This is a genomic window from Sedimentibacter sp. MB31-C6, assembly GCF_035934735.1.
Classification (GTDB): Bacteria; Bacillota; Clostridia; order Tissierellales; family Sedimentibacteraceae; genus Sedimentibacter.
Window position 1 is genome coordinate 2,020,921 of sequence record NZ_CP142396.1, and the last position, 21,053, is coordinate 2,041,973.

The following is a 21,053-nucleotide window of genomic DNA, read 5'->3' on the forward strand; positions in this document are numbered from 1 at the left end:
TCCATTACTATCCACTTCCTTTGCTTTATTGTATTTCGTCTTTATATAATAGACTATTTCTGTTAATTTTGCAAGGGTATTATACTGTAAATTTAAGAAAACATACATAAATTTTAGATTTAAGGCAAAGATAATATAAAGAAGTAATATTTTCCTAAAATACATTAATATTTAGAATAGAAGGTGATTTTTTGACGGCGAATTCCCTTATTAGGGTTAAAAGCGTAGTAGAAGATTGTATTGGGCAAAAGGTAAAATTTAAAGTGAGAAAAGGCAAACGTAGATCTCAAATAAATGAAGGCATAATAGCAGGTACATATCCATCTGTTTTTACTGTACATGTTGAAAACAGAGGATTTAAAAGAGTTATGTCATTTAATTATATTGATATAATGACTAATTACGTAGAATTTTTCTTGTGTAATGAAGATGAAACGAGAATAATATAAATTTATTTTCATACTATTATTTTAAACTATTGTTTTCTGAATCAATAGTTTATTTTTTTTGTTTTTTTTGATATACTAGTGTAGTTAAAAGCAAAGGAGTAAATATAGTGAAAAAATTTTTTAAATTATTATACATAATTCTTATAGCTTTAATTTTTATTTACTTATATGCACGGTTTATAGAACCCGCAATGTTAAATGTTCATTACGAGTGTATATATAACGAATTAATAGATGAAGAAGAAATTACTATTTTACAATTTTCTGATTTACATATTTCAGAGTATTTCAATATAGAAGATTTATATAAAGCAGTTGAAAAAATAAACGGAGAGAATCCAGATATAGTGGTTTTTACTGGAGATTTATTTGACCACTATGATGATTATGATAATAAAGATGAATTATTTAGAATATGGAATGCGTTAGATATGATTGATGCTTCAATAGGGAAGTATGCTATATATGGTAATCATGATTATGGTGGTGGAGCAGAAAGGGTATATAATCAAGTCATGGAAAAGGGTGGATTTAATTTATTAAAAAATGAACATGTTTTATTAGAAAACTACAATATAAATATAATTGGTTTAGATGATTCGATTTTTGGAAAAGGTAATAGGGACTTTTTAAATGATGTGATTGATGTTAATCATTATAATATAGTATTAAGTCATGAACCAGATATAGTAGATTTTCTTTTGGAATACAATATAGATTTACTTTTAGCAGGACATAGTCATGGTGGTCAGGTAAATTTACCTTTTATAAATTCATTACCAGTCTTAGGAGAAAAATATGTTAGAGGAATGTATAAATTTGAGAATTTTCGCGAAACACAATTATATGTTAATATTGGGTTAGGAACTTCCCAGTTACCTTTTAGGTTTATGGCTGTACCAGAACTTTCTGTATTTACCTTAAACAAAGTGAAACAGTATTATGAATAAACTACATATAATAACTACATAGGGACGCTTTATAGGCGTCCCTAGTATGTTTCTAATTAATATTTATATTAATTATGGTAGAAGTTTTTATTTTACAGGTACCTTTAATTCATCACCAGGATAAATTAAATGAGGATTAGCAAGTTTATTGTATTCTGATAATTCTTCCCATGTTGTGTTATATTTTTCAGCTATTTTCCATAAAACATCTCCTGAAATAACTATATAAATTTCTTCGGTTAATTCAGGTGCAGGTTCAGTTGGCTCAACAATAGGTTCTGGAATAGGTTCAGGATTTATTGGTTCATCAATAGGAGGCTCAACAGGTACTGGCTCTTCTACAGGAGCAATTTCTTTAACTGTTATTCTACCAGAAATTTCACTTCCAGAAGTACCAAATGTATTTAAATAATCCGCAAATACTTCCTCGTATGTTCCAACTTCTCCATGTATAGGATAGTCTTTAAACATATCAAATCCATCTCCACCGATACCTAAAAAATCATTGATAGCTACAGTATACTCAGCATCTTCAGATAAAGGAATATCACCAACAGTAACTTCTACAACTCTTGAACCAACCGGTTGTGAAGGATCAAATACAAAGTTCATTCCACTAACTTGAAGAAATCCACCTTGAGTAGCAGGATAACCACTAACAGACTGTTCTAATACTTTGATTAAATCTATTCCAGTAATTTTTTTCACTTGAACTGTATTTCCGAATGGGAATAATTCTGCCAATTGTCCAAAGGTTATATCTCCAGGTTCTAAAGATATTCTGATATTTCCACCATTTACGAAACCTATATCAGCTCCGGCAGCATATCTTACAGCATCAGCAGATAAATTACCAAGATTTGTTTCCTTTGTTCTTACATTTTCTCTTGTTCCATCTAGGAATATATCAGTTTTGGCAACTACCTGCGAAAATACAGCCTCATTTTCAGCGTTTATTTCTTCTATTGTTTTTGCTAAATCAGGGTCAGCAACTGTATTTGCTGCTGCCTCAGAAGTAAGTAGTTGGGCAGTTTTATTAACAACTTCGCCATTTTGTATTTCTATATTAATATAGCCTAAATTCTTATCATGTTCACCTGTTTGAGCGATTAATGTATCGTTAACAAACATTCCATTTTCTAATAATGTATGGCTATGTCCGTCTATAATTACATCAATACCTTCTACATTTTCTGCTATTGCCTTTGATGTTACTACAGAGCTTTCATCTATTCCGATATGGGCCAATGCTATGATAACATCAGTTTGGTCATCTAACTCATCGACCATTTTCTTCGAAACTTCTATCGGATCCGCAAATGTAATTCCTTCTACATTTGTTGGACTTGTTTTATATTCAGTTTCAGGAGTAGTAAGACCGAATATACCAACTTTGACTCCGTCTATTTCTTCTATTACATATGGTGTAAATAAGTATTCATCATCTTTTAAAACGTTTGCACTTAACATACCTATTTCTGTTAAGTCTTTTAATTCTAATAATCTTTCTTGACCGTAGTTAAAATCATGATTACCCACTGCCATGTAGTCATATCCTGCGGCTTCTAGTATTTTTATTGAATTTTCACCATTACTGATATTAACTATAGGCATTCCATGAAGCGTATCACCAGCATCAAGAACTAATGTGTTAGGATTTTCTGCTTTAGCTTCTTTAATTAATGTAGCAATTTTTGCAAAACCCATGATATTGTTATAGCTATCTTCTTCTAGTCTTCCGTGAGTATCATTAGTATGGATAATTGTAATTAAAATGGTTTCATCCTCTGCAGCAAAAACAAAGCTAAAACTGTTAAGAATTAATAGAGATATTAATACTAAACTTAATACTTTCTTTTTCATTTTGTACCTCCTAATATTTTATTTTTTCCAGTAATTACATTATACTATCATAAAATTACATTTACAAGCATTCTATTAATTATATGAATAAAATGATTGACAAAAAAATAAAAGTGATATAATATGTTTTTAATACAAAGATTGAATAAATATCACAGTGATGAGGACTAGTAAATATACATGGTCTATAGAGAGAAGGTTGGTGGTGAAACGCCTTTGTCCCTCTGTATAATGAACCTACCTTTGAGTGTTTGGGAGTAACAACCCAAAGGGCAAAACCCTTATATGATTGAGATGTTGCTACAATATTATGTAGCAATTAGAGTGGTACCGCGGATATCCGCCTCTTAATTAAGAGGCGGATTTATATTTTATACGACTAATACCATTTATCAGAAGGTTTTTCTGAAAAAATTGTTGGTAGGTCAACCGCAATGATTGAAAGGAGATAATATGGCTAAAAAAGACAAGAATTTTGTAAAAGAAATTACACCTATGGAAGAAGACTTTAGTAGATGGTACACAGATGTAATATTGAAAAATGAATTGGTGGATTATTCACCAGTAAAAGGATTCATGGTAATAAGACCTTATGGATTTGCTTTGTGGGAAAAAATACAAGAATTTGCAGATGAAAAATTTAAAGCAACAGGACATAAAAATATGTATTTTCCTTTACTAATTCCAGAAAGTTTATTAAACAAAGAAAAAGACCATGTGGAAGGATTTGCACCTGAAGTTGCTTGGGTAACTCATGGAGGTAATCAAGAATTAGGAGAAAGGTTAGTTGTAAGACCTACTTCAGAAACTATCATCTGTCATATGTATAGCAAATGGTTAAATTCATATAGAGATTTACCATATTTGTATAATCAGTGGTGTAGTGTTGTAAGATGGGAAAAAACAACGAGACCATTTTTAAGAACTTCTGAGTTTTTATGGCAAGAAGGACATACGTTACATGAAACGGAAGAAGAAGCACAGTCAGAAACATTGCAGATGCTTGATATATACAGACAGGTTGCAGAAGATTTAATGGCAATGCCAGTAGTAATTGGATTAAAAAGTGAAAAAGAGAAATTTGCTGGAGCATATGCAACATATACTATGGAAGCATTAATGCATGATGGTCAGGCATTGCAAGCTGGCACATCTCATAACCTTGGTCAACACTTTACAAAGGCATTTGATATTAAATATCAAGGTAGAAGTGGTAAAGAAGAATATCCATATCATACTTCTTGGGGTATATCAACAAGATTGATAGGAGGACTTATTATGGTTCATTCAGATAATAGGGGTCTTGTTTTACCACCAAGGATGGCACCAACACAAGTAGTTATTATTCCTATAGCTCAAAAAAAAGAAGGAGTATTAGAAAAGGCTAATGAACTTTATGATAAAATAAAATCACAAAATATCAGAGTAGAGCTTGATGATGATGCTGAAAATTCACCTGGTTGGAAGTTTAACCAATATGAAATGAAGGGTTACCCTATTCGTATAGAAATAGGACCAAGAGATATTGAAAACAATCAAGCAGTAGTAGTTAGAAGAGATAAATTGGAAAAAGAAATAATATCACTAGATAATATTGAAAACACTGTTTCGGATATGCTTGAAACAATGCAAAATGATATGTTTGAGAAAGCAAAAGCTCATAGAGAAGCAAACACATACGTAGTTGAAGATTATGAGAAGTATAAAAAAGATTTGCCTAACCGTCCAGGATTTGCAAAAATGATGTGGTGTGGTGAAAGAGAATGCGAAGATAAGTTAAAAGAAGAAACCGGTGCTACAATCAGATGTATTCCATTTGAACAGGAAGATCTAGGACACAAATGTCATATTTGCGGCAAAGAAGCAAAACACATGATTTACGTAGCAAGAGCTTATTAGCCCTAGCCCCATAAGATCCTTCGGGTAAAACCCTTAGGATCTTAATTTTTCCAGCGGTTTTTCTGCCAACTGCTGTAAAGCTGGCGGTATTCAGTTTGTAATTTACATATCGATATTTAATATTTTGAATTTTTCTATATCCTTTATAAATATGTATTTGTTATTGAAATCTATTAATCCGTCTTTTCTCATTTTATTTAGTTCACGAGAAAAGGAAGAACGTTGAACACCTATTTTTTCAGCCAAATCTTTTTTAGACATATTTAATTTAATTTCTGTAGTACCTTGCGAGTAATATTCATACAATAAAAATTCAATAATACATTGTCTTATTGTTTTAAAAGTTAATGATTTAATTTTATTAGATAATATTAATGTTTTATTAGAGAGAGATTGAAGGAAATTAATTAAAAAGCGTTCATTATTTTGACAGAGCTTTAAAACTAGTTCCTTTTTTATATGTAGTATTGTAGTATTGCTTTTAGCAGTTACTGTCATTGGAAAATTGTTGTTACTAGAGAAAAGAAGATTTTCACCTAAAACGTCACCTTTCATAAAATCATTAATAGTTAAGATGTTTCCTTCAGAATCAATTTTTTGAATGGTAACACTTCCTTCTAAAATAAAATCTAAATTTTCACATTTTTCATTCTGTAGATAGATGATAGAACTTTTTTCATATTTTTTAATTTTATAATAATTAGAAGTAAAAAGTTCCATTAACTCGTCATAAGAGAAACATTTAAATAAATCATTATTTTTTATTAGTTTTATAAAGTACTCCATAATTAACCCGTCCTTATTATTTTCTGTAGGGGACGCATTGTATGCGTCAAGAATTTTGCATTGCATGCATCCCGCGTTCTCCACGTCCTGCGGTTTGCATACAATGCAAACCCTACTACTTTCAAGATGACATAAATATTTTTACAAACAGTTACCAAGGTAACTGTTTAGTTAGTTAGTTTACATTATATTATAAATAGTTAAAAAATCAATATGACGCGGAGGTATTTATGAAAAATATTATAAACCATATTAAAGAAAAAGGAAAAATTGTTATAATTCCATTTTCTATAGTCACTGTTTTGATTTCAATATTTATTTTTAATGGACTTCAAAAAGAAGATACTGCGATTGTATTTGCTAAAGACGGGAGATATATTGAAGCATCAGGAACTGTAGAAAGCAATTTAATTGCAGTTAGTAGCGAGGTAACAGGAACTATAATTGAAAGTATGGTAAAAGAAGGAGATAGAGTTGAAGAAGGAGATATTATTGCAAAAATTAATAATACAAATATTACAAATCAATATGACCAATCATTAATCAATATGAAATTATCAGAAAAGAATATTGAATTAATTGAAAATAACATTAATAGTTTAGAAATACAAAATTCTGATTCGATTAAGCAAGCTGAAAATGCATATTTATCGGCTGAAGCAGAGTTTGAAAAAGTTATGGATGGTGCAAGTGTTGATGAAATAAAACAAGCAGAAGAAGCTGTAATTCAGGCAGAAATAAATTTAGAATATATTAGAACTAATTTGGAAAGAAGTAAAGAACTTTTAGAGGAAGAAGCTATATCACAGAGTAAATATGATGAAATACTAAAAAACTATAATGTTGCAGAAACTCAATATAATTCAGCAGTTTCACAATTGAATATTGTAAAGTCTTATCCGACAGAAACAAGTATAAAAGCTGCAGAAAACAAAATGTTTCAAGCAAAAGCAGGATATGAATTATCTATTTCTAATGGAAATACTCAGATTCAACAGCTTGAAAGTCAACTAGAAATAGCAAAGGTACAATTTGAACAATCTAAAAACATTGTAGAACAATCAAAAATAGAACTAGAAAAGTTGACAATTAAATCACCTGTAGATGGAATTGTTAATTCATTACTTGTTAAAGAAGGTGAATTCATTTCAACAGGAAAGTTAGTTGCAGACATATACAACCCTGATAATATCGAAATCAAAGCTTATGTTTCAGAAGCAAATATAGGTCATATTATAATTGGTCAAGATGTAGAGGTATTTATTGATTCAGATAACAATAAAATATTCAAAGGAAAAGTGACAAGAGTTAGTAATGAAGCAGAATTTACACCGAAAAATATTCAAACAAAAGAAGAAAGAGTAAATACTGTTTTTGAAGTAAAAATTGAAGTATTTGACTCTGATGGATTCATTAAGCCAGGTATGCCTGTGGACATTAATATAAAAATAGATTAATAAATTTGAGGAGATTAAAATGGTAATTGACATACAGACATATTCTTTAACTAAAAAATTTGGAGACATTATAGCGGTACACGACTTAGATATAAAAGTCAAAAAAAATACAATATATGGGTTAGTAGGACCAGATGGTGCAGGTAAAACAACAACTATGAGAATGCTGTGTTCTCTTGTTATTCCAAATAGTGGAACTGCTCAAATCGGAGGCTATGATATTGTTAAAGATAGTGATGAGATAAAAAAGCATATTGGTTATATGCCTCAGGAATTTAGTTTATATGGTGATCTCACTGTAATGGAAAATCTAGAATTTTATTCAAATATTTATCAAATTCCCAAAAAAATAAGCAAAGAAAAAATTAAATATTTATTAGAATTTAGTAATCTTGCAGAACATTCATATAAACTTGCTGATCAACTGTCAGGTGGTATGAAGCAAAAACTTGCTTTATCTTGTAACCTTATTCATACACCAAAATATTTATTTCTTGATGAACCAACTATAGGCGTTGACCCAGTAGCAAGAAGGGAATTGTGGAAAATACTTTTTGACTTGAGAGATGAAGGAGTGACAATATTTGTTAGTACACCATACATGGATGAAGCAGAAAGATGTGATGAAATAGGTTTAATGGATAAAGGGAAAATAATTTTAAATGATAAACCTGACAATATTATAAAGAGTTTTAATAAGCATATTTTATGTATTTATTCAGAAGACAATTATATTACTAAAGATATAGCTCAGAATTCAGATTATGTTGAAGATGCATATTTACTTGGAGAAGAACTTCATATAGTAGTAGAAAAATTGGATGATTCTATAAAAAATCTAGAAGAAGAATTTAGTTATAACCATATAAATATAAATTCTATTAAAGTAATAGAACCAACCCTTGAAGATGTATTTGTTAATATTGTTAAAAATCAGCAATGAATGGAGAAGATTAAATGGAAAATACAATTGAAATAAAAAGTCTAACAAAAACATTTGGTAAATTTGTTGCTGTTAACAACGTTAGTTTCAATGTTAAAAAAGGTGAAGTATTTGGCTTTTTAGGCCCTAATGGTTCTGGCAAAACCACAGTAATAAGAATGATTTTAGGATTAATAAATCCTTCTTCTGGAACAGGAAATGTTTTAGGTTATGATATATCAAAAAATAAAGAAAAGTTAAGAGGTAAAATAGGTTATATGTCTCAAAAATTCAGTCTTTATGAAGAACTGACAGTAGAAGAAAACCTTGATTTTTATGCAGGAGTTTACAATATTCCGAAAAATAAAATTAAAGACAAGAAAAAAGCAATATTAAAAATGGCAGATTTAGAGGGTAAGGAAAATTTAATAGTATCTAACCTTTCAGGAGGTTGGAAACAACGTTTAGCTCTAGGATGTGCAATAATACATGAACCAGAAATTTTACTTTTAGATGAACCTACAGGAGGAGTAGATCCTATAGCTAGAAGACAATTTTGGGATATTATCTATAATCTGTCAAAACAGGGGGTTACAATATTAGTAACAACTCATTACATGGATGAGGCTGAACATTGCAACACTATTGGATTTTTATATTATGGAAATATATTATCCCTTGATACACCTAATAATATGAAAGAAAAAATAATAGACGGTGACATAGTAGAAATTAAAACAGATAATACGTTGAAATCTATAGAATTATTAAAAAGAAAAGAAAAAATTAAGGAAGCTTCAGTTTATGGAGCTGGAATTCACGTTATGATTGATTTCAATTTAAATTTAAATATTATAAAAAATTATTTAACAGAAAGTGGTATAAAAGTTAATTATATTAAAAAAGTTAAACCATCATTAGAAGATGTATTTGTGTTCCTTGTAGAAAATGAAAAAAGAAATAATAGATAAATTGGGGTGATATTATGAATGTTAATATAAAAAGAGTACTGGCTATCATTAAAAAAGAATTTTCTCAAATAAAGAGAGATAAAAGAACAATTGCAATTATTATAATGATGCCAATTATGGAATTGCTTCTTTTTGGGTATGCAGCATCTACAAGTGTAGATCACATTCCTACAGTTGTACTTAATAATGACATTGGAATTGAAAGCAGAGAATTGTTAGATGGTTTTACTAATTCGCAATATTTTGATTTAGATTATCATGTTAATAGCATGAAAGATGTTGAAGAATATCTAGACAATGGTTATGCTAAAGCAGGAATTGTTATACCTTCAGAATTTTCAAAAGATATAAAAAAAGGTAAAACAGCACAAATTCAGTTAATAGTTGATGGTACTGATCCAACTACTGCTCAAACAATACTATCTAGCGCAGGTGGAGTAGTTCAATCTATGTCTGTTGATATTACTCAAGAAACTTATAAAACAAATATGCCCCAGCCCTTAGACTTAAGAAGCAGGGTTTGGTATAATCCTGACATGAGTAGTATATACTTTAATATTCCTGGCCTTATAGGAGTAATATTACAAACAGTAACTCTCATGTTGACATCATTTTCAATTGTTAGAGAAAGAGAAAGAGGAACTATGGAGCAGCTTATTGTAACTCCAATAACCAAAATGGAACTTATGGTAGGTAAAATTATACCCTATGTGATAATTGGATTTGTGGATATAGTTCTAGCTATAGCCTTAAGTGTATTTTGGTTTCGTGTGCCAATAGCAGGGAGTATAACTTTATTATTACTATTTTCAGTTATATTTTTATTTGGGGCACTTGGAGTAGGTCTTCTTATATCTACAATATCTAAAAGCCAACTTCAAGCAATGCAATTGTCAATGTTTATGATTATGCCTAATATATTGCTATCAGGATATATGTTTCCCAGAGAAGCAATGCCAAGTGTTATTAATGGACTTAGTACAATTCTTCCATTAACTTATTTTATAAAAGTGTTACGTGGCATAATTTTAAAGGGAAATGGGTTTATGGCATTGTATCAAGAATTTATTATTTTAGTTATGTTTGGTATAATATTTCTTATTTTTGCTACGATTAAATTTAAAAAGAAAATTGATTAATTTATAAGTTGTTTAATGTTGTTAACTTTTCCTACATTTTCTAATAAACTTCTCATTAAATTCTTATTGAAATATAATTTTAATATTATATAAATATAATATTATTGTATAATATGAAGCATTTTTGTAAAAGTCATGCAAATTTAGAATATTATGTTGACATATAATATTCTAAATGCTAAACTTACTAAGTAAAATACTGACCGGTCGGTCGGAAATATGGAGGGAAAGTTGAAAAAAATTTTGACATTATTAATTATTATAGCTCTAGTAGTTACTGGATGTAGTACTGATGGTAATACTGCGGTGACAACAGCAGAAGAAAGTTATATTGCTGTTGAGACAGAAATATTAAAACCAATGAATCTTTACATTGAAAATATTATGACAGCCAAAGCTTTGGCGGACAAAGATGTTTATGTTGTTCCAACCATGGCAGGAAAAGTTGAAAAAATATATGTAAATGTAGGTGATAGTGTAAACAAGGATGATTTATTATTTGTAATGGACAAAGACGATATTAACAATCAGGTTAATCAAGCTTATGCAGCATATGAAGCTGCTTTGGCAGGTTATGATGTTAGTGTTTCACAAATTGAAAATGCGAAAAAAACATATGAACGTATTGAAAAGTTATATGAAGAAGGAGCTGTTCCTGAAACTCAATATGAACAAGCTAAATTAGCAGCTTCTGATGAAACATTAGCAGCAGCTCAAAAAAATGTTGAACAATCGCGTGTTGCATATGAAAATGCTACCTCAGCTTTAGATAATGCCGAAGTTCGGGCTCCTATTTCTGGCGTAATTTCTAATGTTAGCATTGTTGAAGGAGAATTTGCCACATCCAGTCAGCCTCCAATTACTATAGTAGATTCAGACATAATTACAGTTGAATTTGGCGTTCCTGGAAATATGGTGAATAAAATTAAACAGGGTGATATGGTAACTGTTGATATTAGTGCTGCAGATTATACTAATGAAGCAGTTATAAATAGTATAAGCACAGCTTCCAATCAAATGACTAATTTATATACTGTAGAAATATTGTTAGAAAATGATGGTTCAATAAAACCAGGTATGTTTGCAAAAGTTTATTTAAATACTGATAAAATTGATAACGCTCTTGCAGTTAAAACAGAAGCTGTTATTAACAGAAATGGTAATAAAATAGTATTTGTTACTAGTGGAGATTTAGCTGTTGAAAGAGAAGTTGTTACAGGCCTTGATACAGGTGAATATATAGAAATTAAGTCAGGCTTAACAGAAGGTGAAAATGTTATAATAAAAGGTCAAGATTATGTTAATGATGGAAGTAAAATAAAGGTTGTAAGGGGTGAATAAGAATGCTACCAAGATTTTCAGTTAAAAAACCTGTTACAATAACAATGATGGTCTTAATAGTTATATTGTTGGGAGTAGTATCTTTTAGTAAGCTTAATATAGATTTGCTTCCATCAATGGAGCTACCATATGCAATGGTACAGACGACTTATTCTGGTGCAGGACCAGAAGAAATAGAAAACTTAATAACTAAACCATTAGAACAAACTTTAGCAACTGTTGATAATATAGAAGGTATATTTTCTTTTTCAAATGAAGGTAGTTCTATAGTATTGATGGAATTTGATTTCAGTACAGATATGGATGAAACCATGCTCCAAATGAGAGAAAAAATAGATATAATAAAGGGATTTTTGCCTGATGGTACAACAGCGCCAATTGTTATGAAAATGGATCCAAACAGTATGCCAATAATACAGTTGGCAATTTCAAGTAATGGCGATATATACAATACTCAAAAGATAGCTGAAGATATAATTCAACCTAGTATTGAAAGAATAGAAGGTACAGCTTCGGCTAATGTATCAGGTGGATTACAGCAAGAAGTGGAAGTTATGCTTCACGAAGAGTCATTAAAAGGTTATAATTTAAATTCTAATTATGTAGGTCAAATGATACAAGCTGAAAATATTAATCTACCAGGTGGAAGTGTTGAAAAGGGTAATAATGAACTTATAGTTAGGACAGTAGGAGAATTTAAGTCTGTAGAAGAAATAAGAAATTTGAATATTCCACTTACAAGTGGAGGTACTGTTCGATTAAGGGATATAGCAGATGTTAATCTTGTTAATAAAGAACAAGATTCTATTACAAAGCTTAATGGAGAAGATGTTGTACAAATTTCCATAATGAAGCAATCTGATGGAAACACAGTAAATGTAGCTAGAAATGTAAATAAAGAATTGGAAAAAATAAGAGCAGAATATCCAAATATAAAAATTGAAACTATATTCGATCAATCAGAATACATAAATCTATCTATTAATAACTTGAAAAACACTGCTATCACTGGCGCGATACTAGCTGTAGTTATACTTTTGATTTTTTTAAGAAGTTTTAAAACAACTACTGTTATAGCTATTTCCATTCCTATTTCTATCATAACAACTTTTATTTTATTATACTTTACAGGAATAACTTTAAATATGATGACTATAGGAGCTTTAGCATTAGGTATAGGGATGCTCGTTGATAATTCAATTGTTGTTATAGAAAATATCTATAGACATAGAAGCCTTGGAATGGATCGTATTTCAGCATCAGTTGAAGGTACAAATGAAGTATCAATGGCTGTTACAGCTTCTACTTTGACAACTATGTCTGTTTTTTTACCAATAGTTTTTACTGGTGGACTTGCATCAACTATTTTTAAGGATTTTGCAATGACTATAGTTATTGCACTTGTAAGTTCATTATTTGTAGCTTTGACTCTTATTCCTATGCTGTCCTCTAAATTAGTATCAGTAAAAAATATGGAATCAGAAGAAGCTCAAGAAAAGAAACATGGTAAAATAGTAACTACTTATAAAAAAGTTTTAGGATTTAGTTTAAATCATAGAATAATAACTGTTATTTTAAGTATAGCATTATTTGTAGTAAGTGTTGTTGCAGTTACAACAGTAGGAGCAGAGTTCTTTCCAGCAACAGATGAAGGTCAAGTTAATATAAGTGTAAGTCTTCCATCTGGAGCAGAGCTTCATGAAACAGACAGTATATTACAAGAGATACAAAAATCTGTTGAACAAATACCTGAAGTTGAAGGCGTCTTTACATCAGCAGGTAGTGGCGGCATGATGAGCATGGGAGGCGGCTCAAACGGAGGTAATATCGCAGTTATATTAAATGATTTAAAAGATAGAGACAAAAGTACAAAAGAAGTTAGCGATGAAATAAGAACAATTGTAAAAGATATACCTGGAGCTGAAATAAGTGTTTCTGAATCTTCGATGATGGCTATGAGTTCGGGAGGACAAATTAGCATAAGCATTAAGGGTGATGATTTAGATACGCTTAATAATATTGGTAATGATTTTAAAAATTTAATTGAACAAGTTGAAGGAACTAGAGAAGTGTCTACAAGTTATGAAGATGGTATTCCTCAGGTAGAAATAATAACTGACAGATTAATAGCTTCTCAATATGGATTATCAACAGCACAAATAGGCTCTGCAGTAAATAACACATTATCAGGCTCCGTAGTTACTAAATTTAAAATTAATGGAGACGAGTTAGATGTAAATTTAAAAGGGGAAAATATATATGGGCAAAGTATGACTTTCTTAAACATGTTACCTGTACCAACACCTACAGGAGGAAGTGTTCCTTTGTCAGAAGTCGCAGAAATAAAAATTGAAAATGGACCAATAAATATAACGAGGGAAAATCAAGTAAGAGTATTAACTGTAAGTGGAAGTGTATTAGGCAGAGATGTTCAATCTGTTTCGACTGAAATTAAACAATTGCTTGAAGAATATGAAATGCCAAATGGTTATGAATATACATTTGGTGGAGAAACAGAGCAAATAGCAGAAACATTTGGTGATTTATTCTTAGCAATGGCTATGGCAGTGTTACTTGTTTATATGATAATAGCTGCACAATTTGAATCTTTAATACAGCCTTTGTCAATTATGTTTTCTGTACCATTAGCTTTATCAGGTGGATTTATTGCGCTATTTATAACGGGTATACCTTTAAGTGTAGTTGGAATAATTGGATTTATTATACTTATTGGTATAGTAGTTAATAATGCAATAGTATTAGTAGATTATATCAATAAAAGACGAAGTAATGGTGAAGACAGAACTGTTGCAATAATGAAAGCAGGTCCAATAAGAATAAGACCTATTCTTATGACGGCGTTAACTACAATATTAGGACTCGTTCCAATGTCAATAGGTATTGGAGAAGGAGGAGAATTGACTCAACCAATGGGTGTTGTGGTTATAGGTGGTTTAGCTTTTTCTACAGTACTAACACTGATAATAGTGCCTGTTATATATACAATTTTTGATGATATTTCAGAATTCTTTAAAAGAAAATTTAAAAAGAATAAAAATGAAATTATGAACCAAATTTAAGGAGGCGTTATGGCGGTTAAGAATCAAAAACGTAATGATATATTAGCTTCTGCCAGGACTCTATTTAAGGAAAAGGGATTTCATAATACTAAAATGGAAGAAATAGCTTTAAATGCTGGCGTAGGAAAGGGAACACTCTATGGGTATTTTAGCAATAAGCAGGAAATTTTCGATGAAACTTGTATTGAAAGAGTTTCTATGATTCTAGAAGTTATTGAAGAAATAAGCAATAAAGATATTAGTTTTAGAGAAAAGCTTTTTAAAATGCTAAGTTTAAAAGAAAATGAATTGGATTATGAAGATGTATCTATAGAAAGTATAATGTCAAATAAAAATATTGTATCAGAAAAAGTTGTAAAAGCTATGATGAGTTATGTATTTGATGTTTATACAATAATAATTAAAATGGTAGATCAAGGAAAAAACGAAGGTGTCGTTAAAAAAGGTGTTTCTTCTGATATAATAGCTACTTTAATTGTAGGTGCTATGGGTGAATATATTAGAATAAAAAGTTTTAAACGTGAGAATAGTATAAAAGAAGAAGAGCATATTATAGACTTGCTTTTTAATGGATTTGGTGTAAAATAAAAGTATATTACTAGATAAACAGGAGGATATAATGAAAAGAAAAATAGCTTTGTTATTAACATTGGTACTTTTGATGAGTACTCTACAAATTAGTTATGCTGTAGCTAATGAAGAATCAGTAAAGACAGTTGAAAATGAAATTGAAACTAATGATATTTTAGAACTTTCTATAGAAGATGCTATTAATTTAGCAATAGAAAACGACAGGGAAATGTGGAAAATCAAAGATGGCATCAAAGAAATGCAGGATATGAGAAGTGCTAATAAAAGTGCAAAAGATCAAATTGAAGAATTAGAAGATTATGGGATAGATGTAAGCAGTAAAAGTGTTGAAGATATATTAGTAAGAAATAAATATTATGTTATTTTGGCAAATGCTAAAATGGAAGAATTAGAAAAAAGCAAAGAACTTTTAAATATAGGAATAGAAATAGAAACTAAATCATTATATTACAATGTTTTAGTGGCAGAAAAAACTATTGAAATAAATGAAGCTAAATTAAATAGCGCTAAAGAACAATTAAGAGTAATCAGTTTAAAATTCGACAATGGTTCAGCTACTAAGGCAGAGGTTTTAAATGGAGAAATGGCAGTGCAGCAAGCTCAAACTGATTTAGATTCTGCAAATGATGATTTGAATATAGCTAAATTAGATTTACTAAATAAATTAAATTTACCTTTTGACACTAAAGTAGAATTAGTAGACAAGGATTTAAATTATGTTCCAACAGAAGAAATCAACTTAGATGAAGTTATAGAAACAGCAAAAGAAGAAAGACCTGAAATTTTAGTTGCAGAAAATAACTTAGAAGTACAAAAGATTGAAACACATGCTTATACAGCTTATTATACATCAAATTTAAGACAACATAAAGCTGCTGAAGAAAAGCTAAAAGATGCTGAGTTAAATATTCCTCAAGCATACAAGGATGTAGAACTTGATGTTAGAAAATCATACCTTAATTTAATTAAGGCTGAAAGAGCTCTTGTAAATATGGATAAAACTGTTGAACTTGCAAGAGAAGCAGCAAGAATTAATAAACTTTTATACGAAAATGGAATGGCAGCATCAATAGATGTGATAGAAGCTGATACTAATTTAGCTCAAGCAGAAATAGGAAGATATCAGTTATTAGTAGCTTATAATATTAATAAACTTATGTTTGATAACTCAAATTTAATCGGAACTACTCCAAGCAAATAATATTGTAGGGTATGCATTGTATGCATACCGCAGACTCCTAAAATCAGGATCGCGGGACGCATGCAATGCGTCCCCTACATTTTAAACTTACCACCTATCACTTTTAATATTGTAACTGTAAAACCTACATACATGTTTATACCAAATACAAATCCCCCTAAACCATATAACATCAGTTTTTTGAAGTATTTATCAGCAAAAGAATTAAACATTTCGTGAATTTTCTTAGGCTCCATATTTTCTATTTCTTCACGGGCAATTTTGTCAAGTTCTATTGATTTCAGTAACTCATCTATATTATTTCTTACACTGTTAATTGACGAATTAACGAAAATATTTAAAAAATATGATTTTGTTTTTTCATCTATAAAACTAAAATTACAATTAGTTGATTCATTCAACAATGAACTATAAAAATTTTTCAAATGAATTTCTGTTTTAGGATTATTTAATAATTTCATTACAAATAATTCTGTTGATTTCATAAATTCATCTTTATCAATAAATTCACTTAAATTATTTTGTGATACATATTCTTTGTATTCTTTTATTAAAAAACTAAAAGAATTTTGTAAATTATCATTTTTATTTAAAATTATTATTAGGTTGTTAACAATTATATTAATATCTTCTTCAGTAACATCTTTAAAAATTTTTTTAAAAGAACATGACTTGTAAAATTCTTCTACAATAAAATTTGTAGTTCTATCAACAGCTGCAATTATTTCTTCTTTATTATTTTTTAAACTTTCAGACAAATAAGAAAATATAACTTTCAGCTCATCTTTATATAAAGTAAATGTATTGTTAATATCATTTAGAGACATAAATTTTAGCAAAGAATTTAAATTAACTTTTTCTATTTTAAATACAGTTTCTTTTATAATTAGTTTTAATTTATCTTCAATGTTTTTAACATTATCCAAGTCAGATAAATAATTATCTATTATACTCTTTATTTGTATTTTATTTAAGAAGTTATGCAAGTTATCAACCTTGCTTTTATATAATTTATCATTTAATAGATTATATACAATATGCAGAACTTCATTTTCCTTATCATCCATAAATTCAGGGATTTTATTAACAATTATTTTATTCATTAACTTGTCAATTAGTTCATCGCCGCCAATTAATGAATACATGCCCTTTTCTAACACACCAAGGTGATTTTTAATTTCAATTTTAACCTTTGTTGATATACTATCTTTTTTTGTTATAACGTTGTTCTTTATTGAAAGTGACAGTTTATCTAAAAGCATAGGCACTTTACTATTAATATAATTCTTTAACTTACCTTCAAACAAATCTTCGAAATTTTTATTTTTCTGAAAATAATTGTTGAAAAGTTTAATAATTACATTAGTTATATTTTCTCTATAATTTTCAGATATAAGTATTTCATGAATTTTATTATTAACTATTAAAATTAATTCTTCATTAGTTTCTGTACTAATAATCTCAGATAATGGTCTATTAATATATGCTTGATATTTATTATTATATTTCAGCAGACTGTTTTTAATTTTCATTGGATTATCTAAAAATTCATAGGTCTTATTATAATGTTTATTAAATTTTTTTGAAACTGAAATATTTATCTTATTTTTAAACTTCGAGCTATCTAAGTAAGAAATTGAATTCGAATATAATAAATTACCAATTTTTTTTTGATTATCTAATAGTAAATCTGTACTTATAGCACTTAAATTACTAATATTTGAATCAGTAAGTAGGGAAGATAATTTTATGTTACTTATTTCATTATAAGTAAAATTTCCTATGGAATTTTGATTATTCAAAATTAAATCTCTTGTAAACATATAAGTTTTATTTATAATATTATTCTTATTGTTCACCAATAATTTATTTAAAACTTCATAGTTATTTGCAGAAATACTGCTAGTTAGGCTACTTCTGATTTTCTGTTCATTTTTTATAAATAATTCATTAATACTTTTTTTGCTAAGAAGATTATTTTCTATATAAAATGCAGTGTTTTTTGCAAAGATCTTTTGATTTTTAATTATATATCCTAAGGAAAAATTTTTGAGAAACGGTAGTTTGCTCAATATCTTTTTCTCTTTATAAGGTTTAAAAATCATATTAATAGCAATTGCATTTGTTGAAAAACCAACTAATGCATAGGTAATCATATTTATAATATTGATATGACCTGGATTAAGAGGAACATTTTGAAAAGCAGCCAATATAATACCTGCTACAACTCCAAGTATTCCACCAAAATACATAATAGGCTTTAGCTCACGACCTATAAAATCATTGGCAAAATCAACAAGTTCATCATCGTTTAGTTTATTTAAATTTTCTGCAACTATATTTTTAACAGATCCTTCAAGAATTTTGTCCATATTGTTGATTATGTAGTTTTGTAATGCTTTAGTGCTATTCTTATTCAAATTATCAATAGAATTTAATTTGTCTATTAATAATGACATATTTTTTTCTTTAATTTTGTTAGATTCACTATGATACTTTTTATTAATATTATTAATAAGAAGTTCATGAATCACAGGATTGTCTAATTTTTTATTAAAATCAATTTTTATAATGTTGTTCTTTATTAGTTTTTTAATTTCGCTTGAATTTTCATTAAGTTGAGTAATAAAAATATTTTTGATTTCATGTATATTATTTTTAAATTTTTCTTCATTTAGTAAATCACCAACACTTTTATTAGTAATGTTACTTAAATAAATGTTCACCTTATTTTCTATATTATTATGAAAATAATTAGATGAAATAATTTTTTTAGATTTAGTTATAAGATTAGTTATTGTTTTTTTTGAAAGTAATTCTTTAGGTAAAAAATCTTTAACTTGTGATTCTAGTATATAATATAAAAGTTGGTTGAAAACTACCTCGAAATGGCTATTTATGTAATTAGTTATAAATATAGTTGTTTTTATTGAATCTATTGAATTGTTTTCAGCTTCTGCTACTATTTCCTTAATAGATAAATTATTCAGTAAATTTATTATTTTTGCACTTATACTACTGCTTAACATCTCGGGTTCAGAAATACTTTTAACATAATCAATGACTTTTTGAACTATATTATATTTTGAGCTTAAATTATTAAAATAAGAATCTTTTATTGTTGATAGAAGTTTACCTTTTAAACCATCTGATTCCTCGATAACTTCATCTATAGAATTATTTATAATTTTGTCAATATTATTATTGTTCTCATTTAACCATTCAATTAATTTTTCAGTTAGAATTGGTATGTTTTCTAAAAGGTAAAGTTTCAGGCTCTTTTCAAAGTTTGCATCTAAAATTTGGAATATACTTTTATCACATTTTTCACCATATAAAAATAAAGAGTTAGACATTTCATATAAAATATTCTGACCTTTATGAGAATTAATAAAGTCTACAAACAATTGAGATAATTTTATTTTTTCTTCTTCACTAAGATTAATAATATCTTTAATTTTTTTATTATAAAAAATTTCTTTTCCAGCAACTAATGCTTTATTAACTTCCGTGGTTTTATAGATATTTAGAATTTTATCATTTATATTGTTGTTATTAACTATATTTTCTAACTCATATAAAATGTTTGAAACGATGTTTTTCTTTGATTTTTCCAAATTACCAAGTATGTTTGCAATCTTTATATGACTGATTTCATTATATAAATTATTTAAAACTTCATCAACGAAATCTGAGTTTTCAATCATAGATGTTATGGAAGAAATTATTGAATTAGTTATTTTAGTTAATTGTTCTTCTGTAAAAACTTCTTCAATATTAATATTATCTATAAAAAAATATATTAGTTCAGAGAGGAATTTAGTTATATTATTCTCTAAAAACTCACCTGTTTTTTGTATTGTTGAGTCAATGCCCCTTATATCAGAAATACTATTATTTTCAATTGAATCATATAAAAAAATAGTAAAAAAATCATTAGTTAGAGCTTCGAATTTTGCATTGAATTTTTCATCATGCAATATTTCGTTGATTTTATCTTTACTAATTATATCATTTTCAATTATATTGCTAAGATTGTCTATAAATTCATTTCTAGTTTTCTTAATGACACCTCCAATTTTTAAAGGAGTATATTCTTTGAATAACATATTAATAGCATAGTCATTAGTTATATATCCTGAAGCACCACCTAAAAATGCTTGTATTATGTAATTAAATATAATGTCTTTCATCATATTTTCCTCTCATAGATCTTAAAAAAATTATATCATTACTATTAAAATTGTGCAAAAAAATTATCAAAATTTGGTACTTTATTTTATTGAATATTTTATTGTATATTAAAATCTATTGAATTATACAAATAAGTTTATATATTAAAATTATATTGATTTTTAACCTAAAATAATGTAAAATAATATAAATACGCAGAATCATCAATAG

14 protein-coding genes and 1 other annotated feature are annotated in these 21,053 nt (G+C 28.2%); of the genes, 11 read left to right on the forward strand and 3 right to left on the reverse strand.

Annotated elements, in window-relative coordinates:
* Positions 1 to 191: 191 nt before the first annotated feature.
* A complete protein-coding gene (locus tag U8307_RS09655) occupies positions 192 to 449 on the forward strand; it encodes a Veg family protein (protein WP_326907362.1) in 258 nt (85 codons plus the stop codon).
* A 107-nt stretch (positions 450 to 556) separates the two neighbouring features.
* Complete coding sequence (locus U8307_RS09660) at positions 557 to 1,399, forward strand: metallophosphoesterase (RefSeq protein WP_326907364.1); 843 nt, start codon at positions 557 to 559, stop codon at positions 1,397 to 1,399.
* 87 nt (positions 1,400 to 1,486) lie between these two features.
* Here the strand turns inward: U8307_RS09660 and U8307_RS09665 are convergent, their stop codons facing one another.
* A complete protein-coding gene (locus tag U8307_RS09665; RefSeq protein WP_326907366.1) occupies positions 1,487 to 3,262 on the reverse strand; it encodes a 5'-nucleotidase C-terminal domain-containing protein in 1,776 nt (591 codons plus the stop codon).
* A 148-nt stretch (positions 3,263 to 3,410) separates the two neighbouring features.
* Positions 3,411 to 3,613, forward strand: a binding site (T-box leader).
* Between the two features lie 102 nt (positions 3,614 to 3,715).
* Between U8307_RS09665 and proS the strand changes: the two genes are divergently transcribed.
* Positions 3,716 to 5,161, forward strand: a complete 1,446-nt coding sequence (proS, locus tag U8307_RS09670; RefSeq protein WP_326907368.1) for a proline--tRNA ligase — start codon at positions 3,716 to 3,718, stop codon at positions 5,159 to 5,161.
* A gap of 102 nt (positions 5,162 to 5,263) precedes the next feature.
* Here the strand turns inward: proS and U8307_RS09675 are convergent, their stop codons facing one another.
* Positions 5,264 to 5,947: a Crp/Fnr family transcriptional regulator gene (locus U8307_RS09675; protein WP_326907370.1), complete on the reverse strand. Its 684-nt coding sequence runs from the start codon at positions 5,945 to 5,947 to the stop codon at positions 5,264 to 5,266.
* Positions 5,948 to 6,177: 230 nt separating this feature from the next.
* Between U8307_RS09675 and U8307_RS09680 the strand changes: the two genes are divergently transcribed.
* From U8307_RS09680 to U8307_RS09715, 8 genes are all read left to right on the forward strand, one after another.
* Complete coding sequence (locus tag U8307_RS09680) at positions 6,178 to 7,404, forward strand: HlyD family secretion protein (RefSeq protein WP_326907372.1); 1,227 nt, start codon at positions 6,178 to 6,180, stop codon at positions 7,402 to 7,404.
* Positions 7,405 to 7,423: 19 nt separating this feature from the next.
* A complete protein-coding gene (locus U8307_RS09685) occupies positions 7,424 to 8,347 on the forward strand; it encodes an ABC transporter ATP-binding protein (RefSeq protein WP_326907374.1) in 924 nt (307 codons plus the stop codon).
* 14 nt (positions 8,348 to 8,361) lie between these two features.
* Positions 8,362 to 9,297 (forward strand): ABC transporter ATP-binding protein, encoded by a 936-nt coding sequence (locus tag U8307_RS09690; protein ID WP_326907375.1) that lies wholly within the window; start codon positions 8,362 to 8,364, stop codon positions 9,295 to 9,297.
* 14 nt (positions 9,298 to 9,311) lie between these two features.
* Positions 9,312 to 10,436 carry an ABC transporter permease gene (locus tag U8307_RS09695; RefSeq protein WP_326907377.1) on the forward strand — a complete coding sequence of 375 codons (1,125 nt, stop codon included), beginning with the start codon at positions 9,312 to 9,314 and terminating at the stop codon, positions 10,434 to 10,436.
* Between the two features lie 231 nt (positions 10,437 to 10,667).
* Entirely contained in the window at positions 10,668 to 11,777 is a 1,110-nt protein-coding gene (locus U8307_RS09700) for an efflux RND transporter periplasmic adaptor subunit (RefSeq protein ID WP_326907379.1), read from the forward strand.
* Between the two features lie 2 nt (positions 11,778 to 11,779).
* Complete coding sequence (locus U8307_RS09705; RefSeq protein ID WP_326907381.1) at positions 11,780 to 14,857, forward strand: efflux RND transporter permease subunit; 3,078 nt, start codon at positions 11,780 to 11,782, stop codon at positions 14,855 to 14,857.
* A 9-nt stretch (positions 14,858 to 14,866) separates the two neighbouring features.
* On the forward strand, positions 14,867 to 15,445 hold the full coding sequence (locus U8307_RS09710; RefSeq protein WP_326907383.1) for a TetR/AcrR family transcriptional regulator: 579 nt from the start codon (positions 14,867 to 14,869) through the stop codon (positions 15,443 to 15,445).
* Positions 15,446 to 15,476: 31 nt separating this feature from the next.
* On the forward strand, positions 15,477 to 16,649 hold the full coding sequence (locus U8307_RS09715; protein ID WP_326907385.1) for a TolC family protein: 1,173 nt from the start codon (positions 15,477 to 15,479) through the stop codon (positions 16,647 to 16,649).
* Between the two features lie 74 nt (positions 16,650 to 16,723).
* Here the strand turns inward: U8307_RS09715 and U8307_RS09720 are convergent, their stop codons facing one another.
* The gene (locus U8307_RS09720) at positions 16,724 to 20,845 is read right to left on the reverse strand and encodes a DUF445 family protein (RefSeq protein ID WP_326907387.1); all 4,122 of its coding nucleotides are present in this window, start codon (positions 20,843 to 20,845) and stop codon (positions 16,724 to 16,726) included.
* Positions 20,846 to 21,053 lie beyond the last annotated feature (208 nt).

Excerpts from the sequence above, each read along its gene's own strand:
- U8307_RS09665 (WP_326907366.1), bottom strand. The coding sequence starts at position 3,262 with ATGAAAAAGAAAGTATTAAGTTTAGTATTAATATCTCTATTAATTCTT.
- proS (WP_326907368.1), top strand. The coding sequence starts at position 3,716 with ATGGCTAAAAAAGACAAGAATTTTGTAAAAGAAATTACACCTATGGAA.
- U8307_RS09675 (WP_326907370.1), bottom strand. The coding sequence starts at position 5,947 with ATGGAGTACTTTATAAAACTAATAAAAAATAATGATTTATTTAAATGT.
- U8307_RS09680 (WP_326907372.1), top strand. The coding sequence starts at position 6,178 with ATGAAAAATATTATAAACCATATTAAAGAAAAAGGAAAAATTGTTATA.
- U8307_RS09685 (WP_326907374.1), top strand. The coding sequence starts at position 7,424 with ATGGTAATTGACATACAGACATATTCTTTAACTAAAAAATTTGGAGAC.
- U8307_RS09690 (WP_326907375.1), top strand. The coding sequence starts at position 8,362 with ATGGAAAATACAATTGAAATAAAAAGTCTAACAAAAACATTTGGTAAA.
- U8307_RS09695 (WP_326907377.1), top strand. The coding sequence starts at position 9,312 with ATGAATGTTAATATAAAAAGAGTACTGGCTATCATTAAAAAAGAATTT.
- U8307_RS09705 (WP_326907381.1), top strand. The coding sequence starts at position 11,780 with ATGCTACCAAGATTTTCAGTTAAAAAACCTGTTACAATAACAATGATG.
- U8307_RS09710 (WP_326907383.1), top strand. The coding sequence starts at position 14,867 with ATGGCGGTTAAGAATCAAAAACGTAATGATATATTAGCTTCTGCCAGG.
- U8307_RS09715 (WP_326907385.1), top strand. The coding sequence starts at position 15,477 with ATGAAAAGAAAAATAGCTTTGTTATTAACATTGGTACTTTTGATGAGT.
- U8307_RS09720 (WP_326907387.1), bottom strand. The coding sequence starts at position 20,845 with ATGATGAAAGACATTATATTTAATTACATAATACAAGCATTTTTAGGT.